Annotated in this window: 11 protein-coding genes; 4 read left to right on the top strand and 7 right to left on the bottom strand. The window is 71.1% G+C overall.

Annotation, left to right across the window (positions count from 1 at the left end):
- Positions 1-4: 4 nt before the first annotated feature.
- Entirely contained in the window at positions 5-1453 is a 1449-nt protein-coding gene (gene ngcE / locus KUM32_RS35275; protein ID WP_217146008.1) for an N-acetylglucosamine/diacetylchitobiose ABC transporter substrate-binding protein, read from the bottom strand.
- A 409-nt stretch (positions 1454-1862) separates the two neighbouring features.
- Here ngcE and KUM32_RS35270 point away from each other — a divergent pair, with 409 nt between their 5' ends.
- The 3 genes from KUM32_RS35270 (at position 1863) to KUM32_RS35260 (ending at position 7980) form a co-directional block, all read left to right on the top strand.
- Entirely contained in the window at positions 1863-5678 is a 3816-nt protein-coding gene (locus KUM32_RS35270; RefSeq protein WP_217146007.1) for a GH92 family glycosyl hydrolase, read from the top strand.
- Positions 5679-5834: 156 nt separating this feature from the next.
- Entirely contained in the window at positions 5835-6365 is a 531-nt protein-coding gene (locus KUM32_RS35265; RefSeq protein WP_217146006.1) for a hypothetical protein, read from the top strand.
- 661 nt (positions 6366-7026) lie between these two features.
- On the top strand, positions 7027-7980 hold the full coding sequence (locus KUM32_RS35260; protein WP_217146005.1) for a VCBS repeat-containing protein: 954 nt from the start codon (positions 7027-7029) through the stop codon (positions 7978-7980).
- A gap of 85 nt (positions 7981-8065) precedes the next feature.
- On the opposite strand, the gene acnA is transcribed toward KUM32_RS35260, so the two are convergent.
- Complete coding sequence (gene acnA / locus KUM32_RS35255) at positions 8066-10780, bottom strand: aconitate hydratase AcnA (protein ID WP_308408803.1); 2715 nt, start codon at positions 10778-10780, stop codon at positions 8066-8068.
- Positions 10781-11377: 597 nt separating this feature from the next.
- On the opposite strand from acnA, the gene KUM32_RS35250 reads away from it, so the two are divergent.
- A complete protein-coding gene (locus tag KUM32_RS35250; protein ID WP_217146003.1) occupies positions 11378-12907 on the top strand; it encodes a UDP-N-acetylglucosamine 1-carboxyvinyltransferase in 1530 nt (509 codons plus the stop codon).
- 221 nt (positions 12908-13128) lie between these two features.
- Here KUM32_RS35250 and KUM32_RS35245 read toward each other — a convergent pair whose 3' ends face one another.
- Genes KUM32_RS35245 through KUM32_RS45500 form a run of 5 tightly spaced genes read right to left on the bottom strand, consistent with a single transcriptional unit; the run spans position 13129 to position 21921 of the window.
- On the bottom strand, positions 13129-14436 hold the full coding sequence (locus tag KUM32_RS35245; protein WP_308408802.1) for a TIGR02679 family protein: 1308 nt from the start codon (positions 14434-14436) through the stop codon (positions 13129-13131).
- Between the two features lie 41 nt (positions 14437-14477).
- Positions 14478-18716 carry a TIGR02680 family protein gene (locus KUM32_RS35240; protein ID WP_308408801.1) on the bottom strand — a complete coding sequence of 1413 codons (4239 nt, stop codon included), beginning with the start codon at positions 18714-18716 and terminating at the stop codon, positions 14478-14480.
- Positions 18717-18723: 7 nt separating this feature from the next.
- A complete protein-coding gene (locus tag KUM32_RS35235; protein WP_217146002.1) occupies positions 18724-19986 on the bottom strand; it encodes a TIGR02678 family protein in 1263 nt (420 codons plus the stop codon).
- Positions 19983-21596: a TIGR02677 family protein gene (locus KUM32_RS35230; protein ID WP_217146001.1), complete on the bottom strand. Its 1614-nt coding sequence runs from the start codon at positions 21594-21596 to the stop codon at positions 19983-19985. The genes KUM32_RS35235 and KUM32_RS35230 overlap by 4 nt, the downstream gene beginning before the upstream one ends.
- A gap of 31 nt (positions 21597-21627) precedes the next feature.
- Positions 21628-21921, bottom strand: a complete 294-nt coding sequence (locus tag KUM32_RS45500; RefSeq protein WP_254406602.1) for a hypothetical protein — start codon at positions 21919-21921, stop codon at positions 21628-21630.
- Between the last annotated feature and the right edge of the window lie 36 nt (positions 21922-21957).

Here is a 21957-nt window from a genome sequence, read left to right as displayed (position 1 = left end):
ATCCTCACTGGTGCTTGTAGTGCTTGATCGACGAGTCCTTGGCGGCGTCGTCGGCGTAGCCCTGGATCTTCTTGATGGTCTCGGCCGGGGTGAGCCGGCCGGCCATCATCTCGCCCAGGCAGGAGACGCCGATCTTCTCCTTCTGGAGCTGCACGTACCAGTCCTGCATGCGCGGGTTCACCACGTTGTCGCCGGCCAGTTCCAGCGCCGCGACACCGGCCTTGAGTCCCGGGGTGAGCTCGATGCCGTCGGTGCCGCCGTTGTAGGCGCTCAGCGACTTCACCTTGCTGGTGAAGTTCTTCGAGGAGGCCTCGCTGAGCATGATGCGCAGCTGCTCCATGCCGCCGGCGCCGTTGGCCGCCTTGGCGGGGACGATGAAGGGCTCTCCGCCGGAGGCCCAGATGGTGCCGAAGGGCATCTTGTCGTTCTCGTCGATGCCGGGCGGCGCGGAGACGGTGACCTCGAAGTCCGCGGGGATGACCTTGGCCGACTCGTTCTCCACCCAGGAGCCGTTGGGGAGGAACAGGGCGTCGCCCTTGGCCCAGGCCGTCTGCGACTGGATGTGGTCCAGGCCCGGGGTGCCCTTGAGGATGTAGCCCTTCTTGTAGAGCTCGTACCACGCCTCGAAGACCGTCTTGACCGCCGGGTGCTTCCAGGCGTTCGGCTCCAGGTTGTCGATGGCGTCGAGGACCTCGACACCGCCGACCTTGGCGATCATCGGGGACATCGAGAAGGGGATGTAGTACGGGTACTTGCCCGCGTACGTCCAGCCGGCCATGCCCTTCTTCTTGGCCTTCGCGCAGACGGCGAGCATCTCGTCCCAGGTCTTCGGGTACTCCGCGTCGAGCGAGTCCAGGGCCTTCTTCGAGTACCAGTTGCCGTACACCGTGTACGCGTAGTACAGGATCCAGACCGGTTCCCCGTCGAACTGGCCCATCTCCACGATGCCGGGGCGCAGCGTGTCGCGGACCTTCTTGTTCGGGTCGTCGTAGGACGGTGCGTCCAGCAGCGGGGTGAGGTCGGCGAGCTGCTTCTTGCCGACCAGGACGCCCATGTCCATCTGCTCGGCGCCGGAGTTGTCGACGAGGTCCGGCGGATTGCCGCCGTTGAAGCGCGGCTGCAGCGTGGACTGGATCTTCTGCGTGGCGGCGAACTTCACCTTGGCCTTGGGGAAGGCCTTCTCGTACAGCTTCACGGCGTCCTCGGCGTACTCCTTGCCGAAGCCTCCGTCGAAGAGGACGAATTCCATCTGGGCGGACTCGTTGACCGCCAACGGGTTCTTGGTGGACTTCTCGCCCGCCTCGGCCTTCTCCTGGTCGTCCCCGCCGCCGCTGGCGCAGGCGGAGAGGAAACCCATGGTCGGTACGGAAATCAGGCCTAGCGCGGCGGACCGCTTGATCAGATCACGGCGGCCGACGCCCGTGCCGTTGTTCTCGGCGGAAGTGGATCCCATGCTCAAGTCCTCGCCCTCTCCAGGACTCAGGCGGTGAACCGGATCCTCCCCGGCACCGCTGTCGGGTCACGCTGGGTCGTGCAGGAAGTGCGGATGCAGCTGTTCGGGCGCTCTGGCGGTTCCTCTGCGCGGTTCCCCCCGGAACCCCCGGTGGCCGACAGGTATAGTCCACTTCCGGGCGATGGAGCAAGATCGAGTGCAAGGTTCGCCGTACGTCTTTTCCGAGTTGAGACCTCGCGGAAATACGAGCGGCCTTGGGTGGCCCTTGAAGGGAATTCTCCGGACGCCGAACCCGTGGCCACAGTCAACACCCTTGACACCATTGGCCCCTTCAAGCGCTACTAGTCCTTGCTCATCGAATTTGACAACGTTGTCCATTTCCCCGTGAGCGCAGGGAGGGTGCTGGCGCATGCAGTACGGAGTTCGGCACAGATGGGGTCCGGCGGTCGTGTTGACGACCGCCTTCGCTGTGGCGGTGGGTTCGCAGGGGGCGGCGGTCGCGCTGCCCACCGCACCGGCCGGAGCCGACCGGGGGTTCGCGTCGTCGTTCGAAAGGGACGACCCGCTTCCGGACTGGCTCAACACCGTGGACACCGCCCGGGACGGCGGCAAACGGTCGGCGGGCGTGGACGGCGGGTACAGCACCGGCATACCCGGCAACGTCACCGACCAGGTCACCGCGGTGCGGGCCAGCGCCGAGAACACGGGCGGCGGGGAGGTGAAGGAGAACCTCGTCGACACCGAACCGAGCACCAAGTGGCTGACCTTCGCCCGGACCGGCTGGGTCGAGTTCGACCTGGAGGCGCCGGCCGGCATCACCAGGTACGCCCTCACCTCGGCCAACGACCACGCCGAACGCGACCCGGTGGACTGGACGCTGAAGGGCTCGGCCGACGGCGAGAACTGGCAGACGCTGGACACCCGTTCCGGGGAGTCGTTCGCGGAGCGGTTCCAGACGAAGACGTACGACCTCGCCGAGACGGCCGAGTTCGCGCACTTCCGGCTGGAGGTCACCAAGAACAACGGAGCGGGCGACGCGCTCCAGCTCGCCGACGTGCAGCTGTCCACCGGCGGCAGCGACACTCCCGTGCCGCCGGACATGCTCTCGCTCGTCGACCGCGGCCCGAGCGGCTCCCCGACGGCGAAGTCGGGCGTCGGCTTCACCGGCAAGCGCGCGCTGCGCTACGCGGGCCGGCACACGGCCCAGGGCCGGGCGTACTCGTACAACAAGGTCTTCGACGTCGACGTGAAGGTCGACCGCCGCACGCGGCTGTCGTACAAGATCTTCCCGTCGATGGCGGACGGCGACCTCGACTACGACGCCACGAACGTCTCCGTCGACCTCGCGTTCACCGACGGCACCTACCTGAGCGGCCTCGGGGCCACGGACCAGCACGGTTTCCCGCTGTCCCCGCGCGGCCAGGGCGACGCCAAGGTGCTGTACGTCAACCAGTGGAACAGCGTCGAGTCGGGCATCGGCTCGGTCGCGGCCGGCAAGACCGTCGACCGGATCCTGGTGGCGTACGACTCCCCCAAGGGCCCGGCGAAGTTCCGGGGCTGGCTGGACGACGTGGCGATCGAGCGGGTCGGGGCCGAGCGTCCGAAGGCCCACCTGTCCGACTACGCGCTGACCACCCGCGGCACCAACTCCAGCGGCAGTTTCTCCCGCGGCAACAACATCCCCGCGACCGCCGTGCCGCACGGCTTCAACTTCTGGACCCCGGTGACCGACGCCGGTACCGACAGGTGGCTGTACGACTACGCGCGCGGCAACAACGCGGACAACCTGCCGACGCTCCAGGCGTTCGCCGCGAGCCACGAGCCGAGCCCGTGGATGGGCGACCGGCAGACCTTCCAGGTCATGCCGTCCGCCGCCTCCGGCACCCCGGACACCGGCCGGGACGCCCGCGAGCTGGCCTTCCGACACGAGAACGAGACCGCGCGGCCGTACTACTACGGGGTGCGGTTCGAGAACGGCCTCAAGGCCGAGATGGCACCGACCGACCACGCGGCGATGATGCGCTTCACCTACCCCGGTGACGACGCGAGCGTGCTCTTCGACAATGTCACCGACCAGGCGGGCCTGACCCTGGACAAGGAGAACGGCACCTTCACCGGCTACTCGGACGTCAAGTCGGGCGGCTCCACCGGTGCGACCCGGCTGTTCGTCTACGGCGAGTTCGACAGCAAGGTCCTCGGCGGGGATTCCAGCGGTGTCAAGGGCCACCTGCGCTTCGACGCGGGCCGCGACCGCACGGTGACGATGCGCCTGGCGACCTCCCTGATCAGCGTCGACCAGGCGAAGGACAACCTGCGCCAGGAGATCCCGGAGCGTGCCACCTTCGACAAGGTCAGGCGCGACGCCCAGAGGCAGTGGGACAGGATCCTCGGCAGGGTCGAGGTGGAGGGCGCCACGCAGGACCAGCTGACCACGCTCTACTCCAGCCTGTACCGGCTCTACCTCTACCCGAACTCGGGCCACGAGAAGGTCGACGGGACGTACAAGTACGCCTCCCCGTTCTCGAAGGCGGTGGGGCCCGACACCCCGACGCACACCGGCGCCAAGATCGTGGACGGCAAGGTGTACGTCAACAACGGCTTCTGGGACACCTACCGGACCACCTGGCCCGCCTACTCCTTCCTGACCCCGTCCAAGGCCGGTGAGCTGGTCGACGGCTTCGTGCAGCACTACAAGGACGGCGGCTGGACCTCGCGCTGGTCCTCCCCCGGCTACGCGGACCTGATGACCGGCACCTCCTCGGACGTGGCGTTCGCGGACGCGTACGTCAAGGGCGTCGGCTTCGACGCGAAGGCGGCGTACGACGCGGCCGTCAAGAACGCCACCGTCGTGCCCCCGTCGTCGGGCGTGGGCCGCAAGGGCATGGCGACCTCGCCGTTCCTCGGCTACACCAGCACCGAGACGCACGAGGGCCTGTCCTGGGCGCTGGAGGGCTACCTCAACGACTACGGCATCGCGAAGATGGGCGAGAAGCTCTACCGGGAGACCGGCGAGAAGCGGTACAAGGAGGAGTCCGCGTACTTCCTCGACCGCGCCCGGGACTACGTCAACCTCTTCGACGCGAAGGCCGGCTTCTTCCAGGGCAAGGACCTGTCGGGCAAGTGGCGCGTGGACTCCGAGAAGTACGACCCGCGCGTGTGGGGCCACGACTACACGGAGACCAACGGCTGGGGTTACGCCTTCACCGCCCCGCAGGACAGCCGCGGCCTCGCCAACCTCTACGGCGGCCGGGGCGGTCTCGGCGACAAGCTCGACGAGTACCTCGCCACCCCCGAGACGGCCTCCCCGGAGCTCAAGGGCTCCTACGGCGGCGTCATCCACGAGATGACCGAGGCGCGCGACGTCCGCATGGGCATGTACGGGCACTCCAACCAGGTCGCCCACCACGCCCTGTACATGTTCGACGCGGCCGGACAGCCGTACAAGACGCAGAAGAACGTCCGCGAGGTGCTCTCCCGTCTGTACACCGGCAGCGACATCGGCCAGGGCTACCACGGTGACGAGGACAACGGCGAGCAGTCGGCCTGGTTCCTCTTCTCCTCACTCGGCTTCTACCCGCTGGTGATGGGCAGCGGCGAGTACGCCATCGGCTCCCCGCTGTTCACCAAGGCGACGGTGCACCTGGAGAACGGCCGCGATCTGGTCGTCAAGGCGCCGGAGAACAGCAGGGAGAACGTCTACGTGCAGGGCCTGAAGGTCAACGGCAAGCGCTGGAACTCCACCTCACTCCCCCACTCGCTGATCGCGAAGGGCGGCGTCCTGGAGTTCGACATGGGCCCGAGGCCCTCCTCGTGGGGCACCGGCAAGGACGCGGCGCCGCCGTCGATCACCCAGGACGACGAGGTACCGACCCCGCGCGCGGACGCCGTCGCGGGCACCGGCGCCCTGTTCGACAACACCTCGGCGACCGGCGCGAGCGTGACGTCGGTGGACCTGCCGTTGGCCGGCGGGGGCGACAAGGGCGTCAAGGCGGTCCAGTACACCCTGACCTCGTCGACGGACCACGCGTCGGCTCCGGCCGGCTGGAAGCTCCAGGGCTCCGCCGACGGCACCACGTGGCGGACGCTGGACGAGCGTTCCGGCGAGTCCTTCGCCTGGGACCGGCAGACGCGGGCCTTCTCGGTCAGGTCGCCGGGCACGTACACGAAGTACCGGCTGGTGCTGGACGGCGAGCACACGCTGGCGGAGGTGGAACTGCTGGCGTAGCCGGCCGACACACACCCCGTGGCGGGTCCGGGCTCCGGCCCGGGCCCGCCACCGCCCTGTGCCGCACCATTCCCCGCGCGCGGGACATGCACCAGAATGAGCGGGCGCCGTCGGCGGCCGCCGACGGCGCGTCACACGTCGTCGAAGGGGGAACACGTGCGGACGAACATCGGCAAACGGTTCATGGGACTGGCCACGGGCGCGCTGCTGGCGGCGGGGGCGCTGCTCGCGACGGCCGCACCGGCCGAGGCCTACGACCCGGATCCCAGCGTGTCCACGTACTACCGGGACACCGACACCTGCCCGTGCAGCGGCGGCACGCTCACCGACCCGTTCGACGACACCTACTTCGCGCACGACGCGGGCGGCACGGCCGTCAAGATGGAGCTCAACGACGGGGGCTCGTTCGTCGGCAAGGTCGAGTTCCACCCCAACGACGAGAAGCTGTGGGTCTACGACACGAAGAACGACGGCGACACGTTCTACGTGGCCGTCGGCTACGCGTCCGGGGGTTCCTACCACGACCTGGGCACCTTCTCCGCGCCCGGCACCTCCGAGACCATGGACCTCACGGTGAAGGACTTCGACATCCCGGAGGGGGCGTACGTCGACATCACCGTGTACGACGGGGCGGGCCGCACCGACCACATCGCCGCGGCGCGCGGCACCGGCGGGGCGGTCGCCTGACGCCTGACGTCTGACGTCTGACGTCTGACGTCTGCGGGAACCGGACGGCATGGACGCCGGCCCGCCCCGACTGCCGGCGGGCGGGAGCGGGCCGCTCGCGTACGCGGTGCGGCCCGCTCCGGAGGGGCGGCGGCACGCGCGCTGCCCGGCGTGGACGTCGCCCGTACGGCGGCCGCCGTGCAGGGCCGCCTGTCCGGCGGACACCGTCAACAGCCGGCGTGGCGGGCCGGCGTCGGCCGTGGCGGGCCTGGTCCCCGGTCCGGCGGCGGCCCTGGTCTCCGCCCCGCCGCCGTGCGGCGTCCGGCGCGCGCCGGGCCCCGTCGGCGTGGGCCCGCGCGACCCGGCGTGCCCGCCGGGCGGGGCGTACACCCCCTGCCACGAAACGGTGCGCTGCGGCGCGCGGGCGACGTCAACCGGCCTGGCCGGCGGAGACGGAGGAGCCCTGCTGCGGCGACCGCCGTACCGGTACGACACGTTCCGCCGTAGCGGCGACACCCGTGTCCCGAAAATGGTTGTACGGCTCCCGTTGCACTTGCGTTCCGCTTTCGTACCACTTCATCTACCGAACCTGAATTCGATTGACGTGTAAAGGACATGTGTAAGGATCGCGGAGTATCCCGGATCTTGGTTTGCCGGACCCCGGCACATGATCCGTTTCACCATGATCATCTGGAGGACCCACGTGGCCAAAAGCTCCGGCCTGAACACGCGTCGCGCCCTGGCGCGTGCCACGGCTGCGGCGCTCACCGCCGCACTGGTGGCGACCGGTGCCAGCAGCGCCGTCGCCGCCGACGAGCCGGGACCGAGCGCGTCCCGGCCGCACGTCGACCTGAAGCCCTCGGGCCCCACGAAGTACGGCGCGACCGCTCTGCCCGGTGACGCCCCGATCAACCCGCTGTTCGGCGTGGACAGCCGGGGCGAGCTGTACGGCAACTGGCCCGACGCCGAGGGCGGCATCGAGCCCCGCTACTACGCCGGCGAGGGCTGGCAGGGCGCCCGCGCCATGACGCAGGCCGACCACGACGCCGACGGCTACTCGGACGGCATCTGGCACGTCACGTCCACCGGCCAGCTGTACCACCTCCTGTGGGACAGCGAGGACCACCAGTTCATCGGCAACGGCTGGAAGATCTACAACCAGCTGGTCTCGCCCTCGAACGTGGGCGGTGGCGCCGCCGACGACCTGCTCGCCCGCGACGGCTCCGGCGTGCTGTGGCTGTACCTCGGCTACGGCAACGGCAAGCTGACCCAGCGCTACAAGGTCGGCAGCGGGTGGAACGCCTACACCCACATCACCGGCAAGGGCGACCTGACCGGTGACGGCAAGGACGACATCGTCGCCAAGGACACCTCGGGCGTCCTGTGGCTGTACAAGGGCACCGGCAACTACAAGGCGCCCTTCTCGTCCCGCGCCCGTATCGGCGCCGGCTGGAACACCTACAACTCCGTGGTCTCGGTCGGCGACATCGACATCGACGGTGTCACCGACCTGATCGCCCGCGACAAGGCGGGCGCCCTGTGGCTGTACAAGGGCACCGGCAACGCCTCCGCCCCGTTCAAGTCCCGTGTGAAGATCGGCAACAGCGGCTGGAACACCTACCGCCTGTTCTTCTGAGGCACGGAGTGCCTTTGCTGAAGGCATGAAGAGGGCCGCACCCCCGTCGCCGGGGGTGCGGCCCTCAACCGTTGTGCGCCGCCGCCTACTTGCGGATCAGGCTGCGCAGCACGTACTGCAGGATGCCGCCGTTGCGGTAGTAGTCGGCCTCACCGGGGGTGTCGATGCGGACGACCGCGTCGAACTCGACACCGGTGTCGGTGGTGACCTTCACCGTGCGCGGGGTGGTGCCCTCGTTCAGCTCGGTGACGCCGGAGACGGAGAAGGTCTCCTCGCCGGTCAGGCCGAGGGAGGCCGCGGACTGGCCCTCCGGGAACTGGAGCGGCAGGACGCCCATGCCGATGAGGTTCGAGCGGTGGATGCGCTCGTAGGACTCGGCGATGACGGCCTTGACGCCGAGGAGCGCGGTGCCCTTGGCGGCCCAGTCGCGGGACGAGCCGGAGCCGTACTCCTTGCCGGCCAGGACGACGAGCGGGATGTTCTGCTCGATGTAGTTGCGGGAGGCGTCGTAGATGAACGACACCGGACCGCCGTCCTGGGTGAAGTCGCGGGTGTAGCCGCCCTCGGTGCCCGGCGCGATCTGGTTGCGCAGGCGGATGTTGGCGAACGTACCGCGGATCATGATCTCGTGGTTGCCGCGGCGGGAGCCGTAGCTGTTGAAGTCGCGGCGCTCGACGCCGTGCTCCGTCAGGTACTTGCCCGCCGGGGTGTCGGCCTTGATCGCACCGGCCGGGGAGATGTGGTCGGTGGTGACCGAGTCGCCCAGCTTGGCGAGCACGCGGGCGCCGGAGATGTCCTCGACCGGGGCCGGCTCCATGCCCATGCCCTCGAAGTACGGGGGCTTGCGCACGTAGGTGGACTCGGTGTCCCACTCGAAGGTGTCGCCGGTCGGGATCGGCAGCGCCTGCCACTGGGCGTCGCCCGCGAAGACGTCGCTGTAGGACTTGGAGAACATGTCCTCGCCGATGGCGTTGGCGACGACGTCGTTGACCTCGGCCTCGGAGGGCCAGATGTCCTTGAGGAAGACCGGGTTGCCGTCCTGGTCGGTGCCCAGGGCGTCCTTGGTGATGTCCACCTTCATGGAGCCCGCGAGGGCGTAGGCGACCACCAGCGGCGGGGACGCCAGGTAGTTCATCTTGACGTCGGGATTGATCCGGCCCTCGAAGTTGCGGTTGCCGGAGAGGACCGAGGTGACGGCGAGGTCGTGGTCGTTGACGGCCTTGGAGACCTCGTCCGGCAGCGGGCCGGAGTTGCCGATGCAGGTCGTGCAGCCGTAACCGACCAGGTTGAAGCCGACCTTGTCGAGGTACGGGGTCAGGCCCGCCTTCTCGAAGTAGTCGGTGACGACCTTGGAGCCCGGGGCGAGGGTGGTCTTGACCCACGGCTTGCGGGTCAGGCCCTTCTCGACCGCCTTCTTGGCCACCAGGGCGGCGGCGACCATGACGTACGGGTTGGAGGTGTTGGTGCAGGAGGTGATGGCCGCGACCGTCACCGCACCGTGGTCCAGCTCGTAGGTGGTGCCGTCGGGGGCGGTGACCGGGACCGGGTTGGACGGCACGCCGTTGGTGACGGCGGGGGCGTCGGAGGCCGGGAAGGACTCCTGGCCCGCCTCGTCCACGCTGTCCACGTAGTTGCGGACGTCCTGCTTGAACTGCTCGGCGGCGTTGGCGAGGACGATGCGGTCCTGCGGACGCTTCGGGCCGGCGATGGAGGGCACGACCGTGGAGAGGTCGAGCTCCAGCTTCTCGGAGAAGTCCGGCTCGGCCTTCGGGTCCAGCCAGAGGCCCTGCTCCTTGGCGTACGCCTCGACGAGCGCGACCTGCTGGTCGCTGCGGCCGGTCAGGCGCATGTAGTTCAGCGTCTCGTCGTCGATCGGGAAGATCGCGGCGGTGGAGCCGAACTCCGGCGACATGTTGCCGATGGTGGCGCGGTTGGCCAGCGATGTGGCGGCGACACCCTCACCGTAGAACTCGACGAACTTGCCGACGACGCCGTGCTTGCGCAGCATCTCGGTGATCGTGAGGACGAGGTCGGTGGCGGTCGTGCCGGGCTGGAGCTCACCGGTGAGCTTGAAGCCGACGACGCGCGGGATCAGCATGGAGACGGGCTGGCCGAGCATCGCGGCCTCGGCCTCGATGCCGCCGACGCCCCAGCCGAGGACGCCGAGGCCGTTGACCATGGTGGTGTGCGAGTCGGTGCCGACCAGGGTGTCGGGGTAGGCCTTGCCGTCACGGATCATGACGACGCGGGCCAGGTGCTCGATGTTCACCTGGTGGACGATGCCGGTGCCCGGCGGGACGACCTTGAACTCGTCGAAGGCGGTCTGGCCCCAGCGCAGGAACTGGTAGCGCTCCTTGTTGCGGCCGTACTCCAGGTCGACGTTCTGCTTGAAGGCGTCGTTGGTGCCGAACTTGTCGGCGATGACAGAGTGGTCGATGACCAGCTCGGCGGGGGCCAACGGGTTGATCTTCGCCGCGTCACCGCCGAGCTCCTTGACGGCCTCGCGCATGGTGGCGAGGTCGACGACACAGGGCACGCCGGTGAAGTCCTGCATGATCACGCGGGCGGGCGTGAACTGGATCTCCTGCGACGGCTGGGCCTGCGAGTCCCAGCCGCCGAGGGCGCGGATGTGGTCGGCGGTGATGTTCGCGCCGTCCTCGGTGCGGAGCAGGTTCTCCAGCAGCACCTTCAGGCTGTAGGGAAGGCGCGCGGAGCCCTCGACCTTGTCCAGCCGGAAGATCTCGTACGACTCGTCGCCCACCTGCAGCGTGCTGCGGGCGTCGAAGCTGTTCGCCGACACGACAGTCTCCTTCATTTATGTGCGCGTACCACCGCATCCTGCCGCCACGCCGCCCTGGCCGATCCGCTAAGGTAAGGCTAAGTTAGGTAACCCTTACCACCAGACCCGATAGCAGCGTGCGGCTGCGGTGCGCCTCGGCAGATATCTCGATGTCGAGATAACTCTAGTACATGGGGGCGAGCTGGTCATGTCCGGGAGCGGTGTGGCGTGCACCCCATCCCCGGTGGCCCGCCCGGCCACTCCTGGGCCGAACAGGCGAAAATCCCCCCGGACAGCGCGACACGGGCGACGACAAGCCCCCGCCCGGCCACCCCCGCCGACCACGCGCGGGCGCGCCGCGACGCCCGACGCCACGTGACGCCCGACGCCGCATGACGCCCCGCGATGCCCGACGCCACATACCGCCGCACGCCCCCCCGCGACGCCACATTCCGCCACACGCCACCAGGCGACGTCATGCGACATCAACGGATCTTCCGGACCTTTCGAATGGCATCGAACTCGCCGACCAGGCATCATTGAGGCGCCGTTGACGCCCCATCACTCGAACAGACCCCCCGAGAGGTGCCATCTCATATCTGAGATAACCTCAACCTCATGGCAGACGACTACCTCGTACGCATCGGCAAGCTCATCCGTGACGCCCGGCAGCACCGCGGCTGGACGCAGTCACAGCTCGCGGAGGCGCTCAACACCAGCCAGAGTGCCGTCAACCGCATCGAGCGCGGCAACCAGAACATCAGCCTTGAGATGATCGCCCGCATCGGCGAAGCGCTGGACAGCGAAATCGTCTCTCTCGGCTACGCGGGTCCGATGCACCTGCGGGTGGTCGGCGGCCGGCGCCTCTCGGGCGCCATCGATGTCAAGACCAGCAAGAACGCCTGCGTGGCCCTGCTGTGCGCCTCGCTGCTCAACAAGGGGCGCACGGTGCTGCGCCGGGTCGCCCGCATCGAGGAGGTCTACCGCCTCCTGGAGGTGCTCAACTCCATCGGCGTACGCACCCGCTGGATCAACGACGGCACCGACCTGGAGATCGTGCCGCCGGCCGAGCTGGACATGGAGGCCATCGACGCCGAGGCCGCCGTCCGCACCCGCTCCATCATCATGTTCCTCGGCCCGCTGCTGCACCGCATGGACCGCTTCCGGCTGCCCTACGCCGGCGGCTGCGACCTCGGCACCCGCACCATCGAGCCGCACATGATCGCGCTGCGCCGGTTCGGCCTGGACGTCGCCGCGACCGAGGGCCACTACCACGCGGTGGTCGACCGGCAGATGCGCCCGGACCGCCCGATCGTGCTGACCGAGCGGGGCGACACGGTCACCGAGAACGCGCTCCTCGCCGCCGCCCGCCACGACGGCGTCACCGTCATCCGCAACGCCTCCTCCAACTACATGGTCCAGGACCTGTGCTTCTTCCTGGAGGCCCTGGGTGTCCGGGTCGAGGGCATCGGCACCACCACCCTCACCGTGCACGGCATGCCGGTCATCGACGCCGACGTGGACTACTCCCCCTCCGAGGACCCGGTCGAGGCGATGAGCCTGCTGGCCGCCGCCGTGGTCACGGAGTCCGAGCTGACGGTCCGCCGGGTCCCCATCGAGTTCCTGGAGATCGAGCTGGCGGTCCTGGAGGAGATGGGCCTCGACCACGACCGCACGCCGGAGTACTTCGCCGACAACGGCCGCACCCGGCTGGTGGACCTGACCGTCCGCCCCTCCAAGCTGGAGGCGCCGATCGACAAGATCCACCCGATGCCCTTCCCGGGCCTGAACATCGACAACGTCCCGTTCTTCGCGGCCATCGCCGCCTCCGCGCAGGGCAAGACGCTGATCCACGACTGGGTCTACGACAACCGCGCGATCTACCTCACGGACCTGAACCGCCTCGGCGGCCGCCTCCAGCTCCTCGACCCCCACCGCGTCCTGGTCGAGGGCCCCACCCGCTGGCGCGCCGCCGAGATGATGTGCCCGCCGGCCCTGCGCCCCGCCGTGGTGGTCCTGCTGGCGATGATGGCGGCCGAGGGCACGTCGGTCCTGCGCAACGTCTACGTCATCAACCGCGGGTACGAGGACCTGGCCGAGCGGCTGAACTCGATCGGGGCGCAGATCGAGATCTTCCGGGACATCTGAAGGTCCTCAGAGAAACCACCACCGCCCCCCTTCTGAGCTGCACGAATGTGAGATGGGAGGGGGGTGCAGGCGCCTCTGGGAATTCTCTGGGACTTTGGGCCGGGCGTGAAGGCTTTTCGAGCCACACACTCCACACGACGCGTCGCCGGAAAGACGCGCATGACGAGGGAGTGAGCCGGTACTCGTAGGACTTCGCGCCCGCCGCGGCCCCGGGATACGCCTCAGCGGGACCCCGTGCCGAGGTCCGTGAGCAAGTCGTCCAGCACCGTTTCCTCCTCGACCCGGACACCGCACTCGGCGAGAGCGACGGCCAGGGCCGGGTCCCAGGGGGTCGCAGCGGGCGGGCCCGTCAGATCCGAGGCTTCGGCCACTGCGGTCACTGCTGCACGGTATTCCGCCGCCGTGTAGCGCCACGGCCGCCAAGGGACGCTTCGCGCCAGTGCTGTGGCGATGCGCACCCCGCCCCAGTCGAAATCGCCGTGATAGAGAAGGCGGGCTCCCCGCGAAGACTGGTCGCGCAGCAACGTGAGCGCGGCGGCCGACGGTTGCCCCTGAAGGCACACCATGGGCGGGCACGCCCGGCCGAGGGTGTCGGCGGCAGCGGACAGTACCGCGGGGTTCTCGCAGATGTGAACGGTTCCCGTCGGGGGAACGGAGGCAACCGGTGCGCGGCCGGTGAGGGAGCGGAGCGTCAGCACCGCCGGCTCCCCGGCGTCGGCCATCCAGTCGAGGGCTGGGGTGCCGCGCAGGTTGAGGGTGAGGACGGTCGATGACAGGTCGTCCTTGAGCAGGCCTGCCGACGCCCACGCCTCCCGCCGCCACTGCGCCCCGGAGCCGTCGGGGAAGCCGGTGAGGCAACGGATGCCGGACAGGACGAGAGTGGCGAGCGGCGTCCCCTCGTCCAGGGCATGGGCGCCCGCGAGGTTCCGTGCCGCGAACGTCGCCCGCGACGTCGGGGGTGAGGCGGGCAGTGCACGCAACGCGCGCACCGCGGCCTCCACCAAGGGGACCGCGGCCTCCGGTGTGCGGGCGAGGCGTCGTACGAGACCGTCACCGCGGATCCGTTCGGCCCAGTGGGCCAGCTCCGCGTCGAGGGCGCCGAGCGGGGCGTACGCCTCCTCCCAGGCCCGTTCCTCTCTGTTCCGTGTCTCGGCGTGGAGTACGACCGGGCCGGCGAGGGCGACGACGGCCGCCGCCAGTCCGCCGGGGCTGACACCGGAGCGACGCAGGATCTCATCCACCGTGTCGAGGCGTATGCCGAGGGAGCCGCGGGCTCGCGGTGCCCGTCCCAGGAGGCGTTCGGCGGCGCGCCGTTGGGATTCCTCGGGGTCGGACAAGGTGACGGAGCCGGTGAGCGGCCGGCCGCGTGCCATCCGCTGCCGCACGCGGTCCACGAACCAGGTGAGGCCGGGATCGCCGAGCAGGCGTCCGAGGCGCTCGGTGTCGACGTCGGTCCGGGCTTCTGCCGGTACAGGCCCCTTCGGCACCACGTCCGCGGTCGCTTCCGGCGGTGTCGTGCGTCGGGGCACCGCCCGGCCTCCGTCGCGGTCGGGCGGGGCCGCCGCGTGGTTCACGTCCACAGGCCCCCCTGTCCACCTGCACTGTCGGCCACGGCGGTCCGCCCTGGCTCACGGGAGGGACTCACAGGTCCGTCGGGCCACTCGCCTGAGTCTCCGGCACCGGCAGCCGCCGCAAGCGCGTCCGCCCGGGCACCGGGTTGCGTGCCGCGCCGCCGTTCGCCGCCGTCCCATTCCCACCGTGTCACCAGTACGGCGTCGATGTCGTCGACGCGGGAGAGCTGGGCGATGGCGATACCCGGCACCTGGGGGTAGCAGGCCCATTCGCGCTCACTGGTCATGACGACGTCGAGGTCGAAGGCGCGCAGCAGACCGAGGCACTTGGCGCGTGAGTCGTCGTCGACGCCGGCGAACGCCTCGTCCAGGGTGACCAGGCGCGGGGCGTGCGCGCCGCCCGCGCTCGCGTAGTGCGAGGACGCGGCGGCGAACAGGGGCACGGACGCGGCCAGCACCCGCTCCCCGCCCGAGGCGGGGCCGGTGGCCGGCACCCACTTGCCGTGCTGGTGGCGTTCGACGCCGAACTCGTGCCAGGACCGGTAGTCGAGGGCGGCGGTGAGATCCTCCAGCCAGCTGCCGGCGCTGTCGTCGGCCTGCCGGTGGGCGATCTGCTCCTGGAGGAACGCGCCGACCGCTGCCCGGTCCTCGGGCGACCACGCGTCGGCCGACTGACGCAGCCGTTCGCGGGCCTGAGCCAGTCCCTGCGGAGCCCGGCGGGACGCTCTCCACACCAGCCGCAGCTTCATGCCCGTGGAGGTCGGGCGCTCCTCCAGCTCCCTGTTCATGGCGGCCACCCGGCGTTCGGCCGCCCCGATCAGTTCCTGGAGCGTCCCGGCGACCTCGGTGATCAGATGGGTCTGGAGGATCTCGCGCTCGCGTGCGGACAGGATGCGGGTCAGTTCCGCGACCTCCACGGCCAGCGCCTCCGCGAGTTCGGGCACGGCCCGTTCCCGGCCCTGATAGACGATGTCGACCCGCATGCCGTCCTCGCTCGGGCGGGCGATGGCGGTGTGGCCGTGCCGCGACAGCGCGTCCTGGAGCCTGCCGAACTCCTCGCTCAGCCGCTTCTGCACGCGCTCCCACGCCGCGTCGGTGTCGTCGATCGCGGAGAGCCGGGACTCCACCGCCCGCGCGAGGGCGACAGCGGGGGTCGCCGCCCACGGCCCTCCGCCGTCGTCCGGTACATCGATGTCGGGCAGCGCGACGGCGAGCAGCCCCGTCGCGGCGAACCGCTGGAGCGCCGCGACCGCCTCCTCCCGCGCGGCGGTCGCCTCGGTGACGTCCTCGGTGAGCCGCTCGAGGCGTCCCTCGGCGCGGCTGGCCCGCCGGTCGGCGTCACCGTACTCCGCGCTGGCCTGCCGCTGCTCGTGCTCGCAGACCCGGGCCGCCTCGGCCGTCTCCTCCAGTTGCCTCTGCAGCTCGGCGACGGCCGCTCCGACGGTGGAGCGGAGCGTCGTGAGGTGTTCGTCCGCCGCCGCGGCCGACCGAGCCGCCTCCGTGGCGCGCTCCGCGAGTGCTGACACGAGGAGTTCGGCCCGGCCGGTCTCCTCCCGCTCACCGGTCACCGCGCGCTCGGCCTCCGCGCGTTCGCGCAGTGCCGGCCACAGGGCCGCCAGGAGGGCGGTGTGGTCGGCGAGCGCCTGGCGCACGGCGCCAAGTTCCGTGTGGTCGGCGGGGAGGCTCAGGGCCGCCGCGGTGTCGGTGAGTTCGGCCGCCGCACGATCGGCCCGCTCCGCCGCCGGAGCCAGTTCCGCGGCACGTTCGTCCCGCCGGGCTCGGGCCCGTCGGACCGCTTCGGCCGCGGCGGTGACGCGTGCGTGGGCGTGCCGCAGATCGTCGTCGCCGGGCAGTGCGGCGAGTTCGGCGTCCAGCGTGGCACGGCGCCCGGCCACGGCACGGGACTCCTCGGCCAGTCGTTCCCGCTCCGCCGTCAGGCCGTCGATCTCGGCGCGCAGTTCCCGCATGCGGACGCGGCGTGCCTGCTCCCGTGCCCCTTCCCCCACGTACTGGGCGCTGCCCTTGGCCCAGCTTCCGGTGAGCGCCCCGACGCGGAAGCGCCCGTCCCCGCAGACCCAGGTGTCGTGGCCGCCGGCCTCCCAGGAGGCCTCGCCGGACCCGTCGCCGTCGCCCGCGACCAGGCCGATCGAGGCGAGCAGGCGCGCGACCGTCTCCTCCCCCACGGCGGCGGCTCCCTCGTCCGCGGGGTCGACGGCCGGGCACAGCGCGCGGTCGAGGCCGGTCCCGCCGAGCAGCCCGACCGGGTCGAGCAGTACGTCGTGTCCGTCCGCCGCGACCGCGGAGCCGTCCGGCCGCACCCAGGCGTCGAGGAGCCCCGACGCCTGAAGCGCGGCTTCCAGTCCCGCGCGGTCGGCCTCGGTGACGTGTGGGTGGAAGTCGACGAGCCGCCACAGCGGGGCGCCGGGGCCCCGGTCCCGCACGCCAGGTGTGCGCGTGGGGGGAGCCGCGGGGCCGCGTTCCCCGCCTGACTCGAGGGCGGTCAGTTCCTCCACCGCCAGTCGCTGCCGCTCCGCCGTCGCCGCCTCGCGGTGGGCCAGTCCGGCCGCCCGGTCGGCCAGGCGGGTGGCGGCGGCGCGATGCGCCTCGCTCGCCGCCGTACGGGCCGGCATCGGGCCGTCCAGAGAGCCCGACCAGTCCTGTACGGCGTCCAGGACCCCGGGCAGCCCCGGCACCCGCAGCTCCACACACCCGGAAAGACGCTCCCGCACGGCCGTGACCAGCGCCCGCCCCTCCCGGGCGACGTCCTCCTCCGCCTCGGCCAGTCGCTCCTGCCCGTGCACGACCTCCTCGTCGGCCTCGTCGACGCGCAGCCGAGCGGCACGGTGCCGCTCCTCGGCCTGCTCGGCCCGCGTGACGAGCTCCGCCACGTGCCCGACGGCGCGCTGCCTGCTCGCGGTCGCCTCATCCGCCTCCCGGCGCAGAACCGCCTCGGGGGCTCCCTCCGTCCTGGGAAGCCGGAGCCGGGCGGCTACCGCGCTCTCGGCCACCCGGTCGCGGATCCCGTCCAACGCCTCCCGGGCTGCTGTGAGCCGGTTGTCCGCGGTGGCGAGCCGGCCCAGGGCCCGGGTGTGTGCCTCGGCCGCCGTACGCCGATCCGCCTCGGCCCGCTTCAGGTCTGCCGCCGTGCGGGAGGCGTCGTCCGCCGCCCGGTCGAGCGCGCGGGCGTCGCGCATCTCGGGCCGGGACCGCAGCGTGGCGTCCTGGGCGGCCAGCCGTGCGGCCCGCTCGTCGAGGGCGGTGCCCCTCGCCGCGGCCTCCTCGCGTTCCGCCGAGGCCCGGTGCAGGTCCGCCTGTGCCCTGGCGAGTTCCCGTTGCAGGTTCTCGTACCGGGCGTGTTCGCGGCGGGGCAGGCGGGCGCGGCGCCGGGAGGCGAGGCGGGCGTAGCGGCGGTAGTGGTCGAGGAACGCCGTGGACGCCTGTTCGGCCTCGCGGGCCGCCCGCAGTTCCTCCTTCTCCTCGTCCAGCGACCGGAACGCCTCCGCCGCGTCGGCGACGACCGCCTGGTCCATCGGTGGGAGTGCCTCGGTCAGCGCCCGGGACAGGGCGGCCTCGCTGGGGCGCTTGGACAGCTGGGGCTGGCGCAGCTGGATCAGGAGGTCGACGAGGGCGCCGTAGCGCCGCTCCCCCAGCCCGAACAGGGCTTCGTCGACTGCCCTGCGGTAGGCCTTCGCCGTGTCGTACACCATGCCGTGGGCGCCTACGGCCTCGGCGAGCCGGTCCCGGGACAGTGCCGTGCCGGTCGCGTCCAGCAGGTCGAGGCCGGCGCCGATGCGCTGGCCGGTGACCGCGAACCAGTGGCGGGCGATGCCACGTCCGGCGACCGCCTTGAGTCCGCACAGCAGCGTGCGGAAGTGCGCCTCACCCGTGCTGCCGTCGAGTCGTCCGAACTCGATCCAGGTGTATCCGAGCCGTTCGGGGTGCGGGTGCGCGCCGCCCAGGAGGAGGTTCCACTCCATGCGCTTGCCGGGGTCGCCGTCGGGTTCGACACGACGGGCGGAGAGGTCGCCGTCCAGGAGGAACGGCAGGGTGAGGGCCAGCACCTTCGACTTGCCGGTGCCGTTGTTGCCGCGCAACAGCAGTCGGCCGTCGCGGAACCAGAACTCCTCGACGTCGTAGTGGAAGAGGTCGACGAGTCCGATGCGCAGGGGCCGCCACCGGCCGGGCGCGGGAGCGGGCAGCACGGGGCCGGGCGACTCGGGTCCGGGGAGCGCGGTCACGGGTGGTTCACCTTTCGTCCTGCGCGGGCTGCGCGGGCTGCGCGGATTGTTCCGTCGTGGCGGACCGGCGGGCCCGTCCGGGTTCGCTGACCACGGGTTCGCCGACCGCGTACCGGGCGAGGGCCGGCCGCGGTACGACACCCCCTTCGGTGCGCTCGGCGAGTCCCAGCGCCACCAGCCTGGCCAGCGCCTGCTCGACGAGTCCGGGCTCCGCTCCCGGTTCCCTCGCCGACTTGGACCAGAACCCGCCGTGCTCCACGGCCAGTTCCCGTACGCGGGCCGCCAGTTCCGCCGGTTCGACGGGCCCGTCCGCCCGGGCCAGGTGCCCCGCCAGCAGCAGGGTGATGTGACCGTGGGTGCCCTGTTCCGGCATGCGCGCGTCCGTGAGGTCGTCCATCGGGTCGACCATGGCGATGCCCTCGGCCCGGGCCTCCGGGACGAGTCCCGTCAGCTCGTTGATGCGGGCGGTGATGAAGCCACGCTGCCGGGTGAGGTAGGCCAGTTCATCGTCGGTCAGGTCGTCGTAGTACAGCACCGGGTCGTCCAGGAGGATGCGGGTCAGTTTCCAGCGGACCGCCCGGAACCTGAGCTCGTCGCTGTCGAGCACGGTCGACGCGGTCATCTCCACCAGGCGCTCCTCGAAGCCCTCGGCCTCGACCATGGAGGGACCGCGCAGGGACGCGGGCATCCCGGCCAGCACGCGCCGCCGCACGTCGTACAGCACGTCGCCCGATCCGCTGACGTAGGCGTCCTCGTCGCCGGCGACCCGCCGCAGCACGCCGAACCGCAGCAGCACGCGGACGACGGCCGCGAGGTCGAGTCGCTCGTCGCGCCGCTCCAGGGTGAACGTGATCCCGGCAGCGACGAGTTCGGGATCGGCGGCGGCCAGGACGACCTGCTCGGCGAGGCGTCCGAGCGCCACCTGCGACTCGCCCCGTTCCAGCGCGGCCAGGGCCAGGCAGAGCAGGACGTAGCGGCGTCGGGTGAAGGGCAGGGCGCTCCGGGTGGCCTCGCGCGCCGGGTGTGTGGCGTCGGTGACGGTGCCCGGCGTCTTGCGCAGCCGTGCTGCGTCGGCGTCCGTGCGCAGCGTCCAGCCGACGTTGCGTTCGAACCACTCCCGCAGCTCGGCGGTGTGCCGGCGCACCAGCTTGAACTCGTCTGCGTACGGTCCGTCGGCCGTGAGCAGCGGCTTCTTCAGCAGGGCGCGTGCGGCCTTCTGGAGGTCGGCCTGCCGCTGGCCGTCGAGGACCTCGCCCAGGGGGCCACTCATCGGTCCTCCGTGAGTTGGGGAGCGGTGTCCCGTCGCGGGGCGGGGAGGGGAACGGGTGCCGATGGCGGTGCGGCGGCACGGTCGCCCTGCCCCACCGTGAGGTCGACGATGTCGATCAGATGGTCGGGGCCGCTGAACACACCGTCGGGAGTGCGCACTTCGGCTGTCGAACCGTCGTCGAGCGCGGTCAGCCGGATCTCCATCGAACCGTCCCCGCTGGTGGCGACTGTGGTGATGGTGCCCGGCCGCCAGGTGGCGAGCGCGTCGCCGAGCAGCCGCAGGAACAACTGGAAGGCATGCGGGTCGAGTCCCCCGAGCCGGGACAGCCGCACCGGTCCGTCCGTCACGAGACGGTCCCGCGCCCGCCTGGTCTCCTCCGTCTGCCGGGCTGCGATCTCGGCGAGCCGGCGCTTCGCCTCGCCCCGGTCGGCCACCCTGCGCGGCTTGCCGCGTCGTTCATAGCTGCCGGTGCGGCGCAGCTGGGGGCTGATACGCAGCGGTCGCGCCTCGCTCCACGGGGTGGAGGCCGGCTCAGGGGCGGCCGTCCGTTCGGCGAGGGTTTCGGCGTCGATGGTGAGGTGCCGGGAGGAGTGCAACCCGAACGCCACGCGCCACAGCCGGTGCCGTGCCGCGTCGTCCGGGGCCTGGGCGAACCAGCGCGCGAGGGTGCGGAAGTCGGCTGAACGGTCCGAGCGTCCGGCCCGCCGCTCGTTGAGCTGCCGTACGACGGCCAGGAGCTGCGGGATCGAGCCGAGCGCCCGCCCCCGCAGCAGTCTGGCCTGCGCATCCCGCCCCTCCCCCGACACGAACCACTCGGCGAGCCCGGACCACCGGGCGGCCCACCGCTCGTACGCCACCGCCTCCGCCCGCTCGGCGTCCTCGGGAGCGGCGTCGGCGGCCTCGCGGGCGGCGGCGAGCCGCAGCAGCGGAGCGACCCGCTCCTGCTCCTCCAGCTCTCCGATGAGCAGGGCGATCCGCCCGCCGAGGGTGATGAGGTCCTGGATGAACCGCTCCAGGTACTGGATCAGCCGGTCCTTGTAGGCGAGGAACGCCTCGACCTCGATGTCGTGCAGGTCGATGGTGCGCTGGAGCGAGCCCATGAAGGCGCGGGCGTTGTCGGCGAGGTCGGTGAACCGCGCCGTCAGCACGGACAGGGCGACGTAGGTCTTCGCCGGGTCGGGCTCGTCCTCCGCGGCGATCACCAGCAGAGCACGCAGCTGTGTGACGATGTCGTGCAGCGCGACCGCCTGGAGTTCGCCGCGCCGCCCCAGCACCTCGTCGTACGTCCCCAGCGCCGCCTCGGCCGCCTCACCGGCCCGGGTGAGCTGGTAGATGAACCGCCTGCGGTAGAAGTCCTCGACCGCCGTCACCCGCGCGTGGTCCGGGTCGGCCCGCAGATTGCCCCACTCCACGAGCTTGTCCAGCGCCTGCGTCACCGCGTCCGGGTCGGCGGGCCGGCTCCCCGCGTCCAGGGCGGCGTACACGTCCTCCGGCCGCAGATGCACCGCGAACCGCTCCTTGGCGGCGAGGAACGCGCGCATGACCTGACGGTAGAGGGGGGCGTTGGGGGTGGTGAGGTGGGCGAACGGAGAGTAGTCACTGGAGATCATCTCGCCACATTCTTCCACCGCGGTCCCGGGCTCACATGGGAGTTGCGAACACGCACTCCGCCCAGACCGCCCAGACCGTCCTGCCCGGACCCCCCGGCCGGAGGTGCCGACCCCAGCGGGTGGCGAGGCCCGCGACCAACAGCAGCTCGCGAGCCCCGTCGCAGACGTGCTCGACGTCCGCGCTGTCCGGCTCGTCGCCGTCCGCCGGCATGCGGGCCTGGGGTTGCTGGCAGCGCAGTCCGCCCCAGCGGGCCCGCACCTGTGCGGTCACCGGCTGGACGGCGATGCGCAGGTGCCTGCGCGCGGCGCGGCCGTGCGACCGCATGCAGACGTGGGTCGGTCAGGGCTGCACAACGTCTCC

The organism is Streptomyces sp. AC627_RSS907 (genome assembly GCF_019049165.1).
This window is presented reverse-complemented; position numbering and strand designations above follow the sequence as displayed.

What these genes read in the sequence shown, in the direction of transcription:
- KUM32_RS35270 (WP_217146007.1), top strand. Translation starts at nt 1,863, where the DNA reads ATGCAGTACGGAGTTCGGCACAGATGGGGTCCGGCGGTCGTGTTGACG.
- KUM32_RS35235 (WP_217146002.1), bottom strand. Translation starts at nt 19,986, where the DNA reads ATGAGTGGCCCCCTGGGCGAGGTCCTCGACGGCCAGCGGCAGGCCGAC.
- KUM32_RS45500 (WP_254406602.1), bottom strand. Translation starts at nt 21,921, where the DNA reads ATGCGGTCGCACGGCCGCGCCGCGCGCAGGCACCTGCGCATCGCCGTC.
- KUM32_RS35260 (WP_217146005.1), top strand. Translation starts at nt 7,027, where the DNA reads ATGATCATCTGGAGGACCCACGTGGCCAAAAGCTCCGGCCTGAACACG.
- ngcE (WP_217146008.1), bottom strand. Translation starts at nt 1,453, where the DNA reads ATGGGATCCACTTCCGCCGAGAACAACGGCACGGGCGTCGGCCGCCGT.
- KUM32_RS35250 (WP_217146003.1), top strand. Translation starts at nt 11,378, where the DNA reads ATGGCAGACGACTACCTCGTACGCATCGGCAAGCTCATCCGTGACGCC.
- KUM32_RS35230 (WP_217146001.1), bottom strand. Translation starts at nt 21,596, where the DNA reads ATGATCTCCAGTGACTACTCTCCGTTCGCCCACCTCACCACCCCCAAC.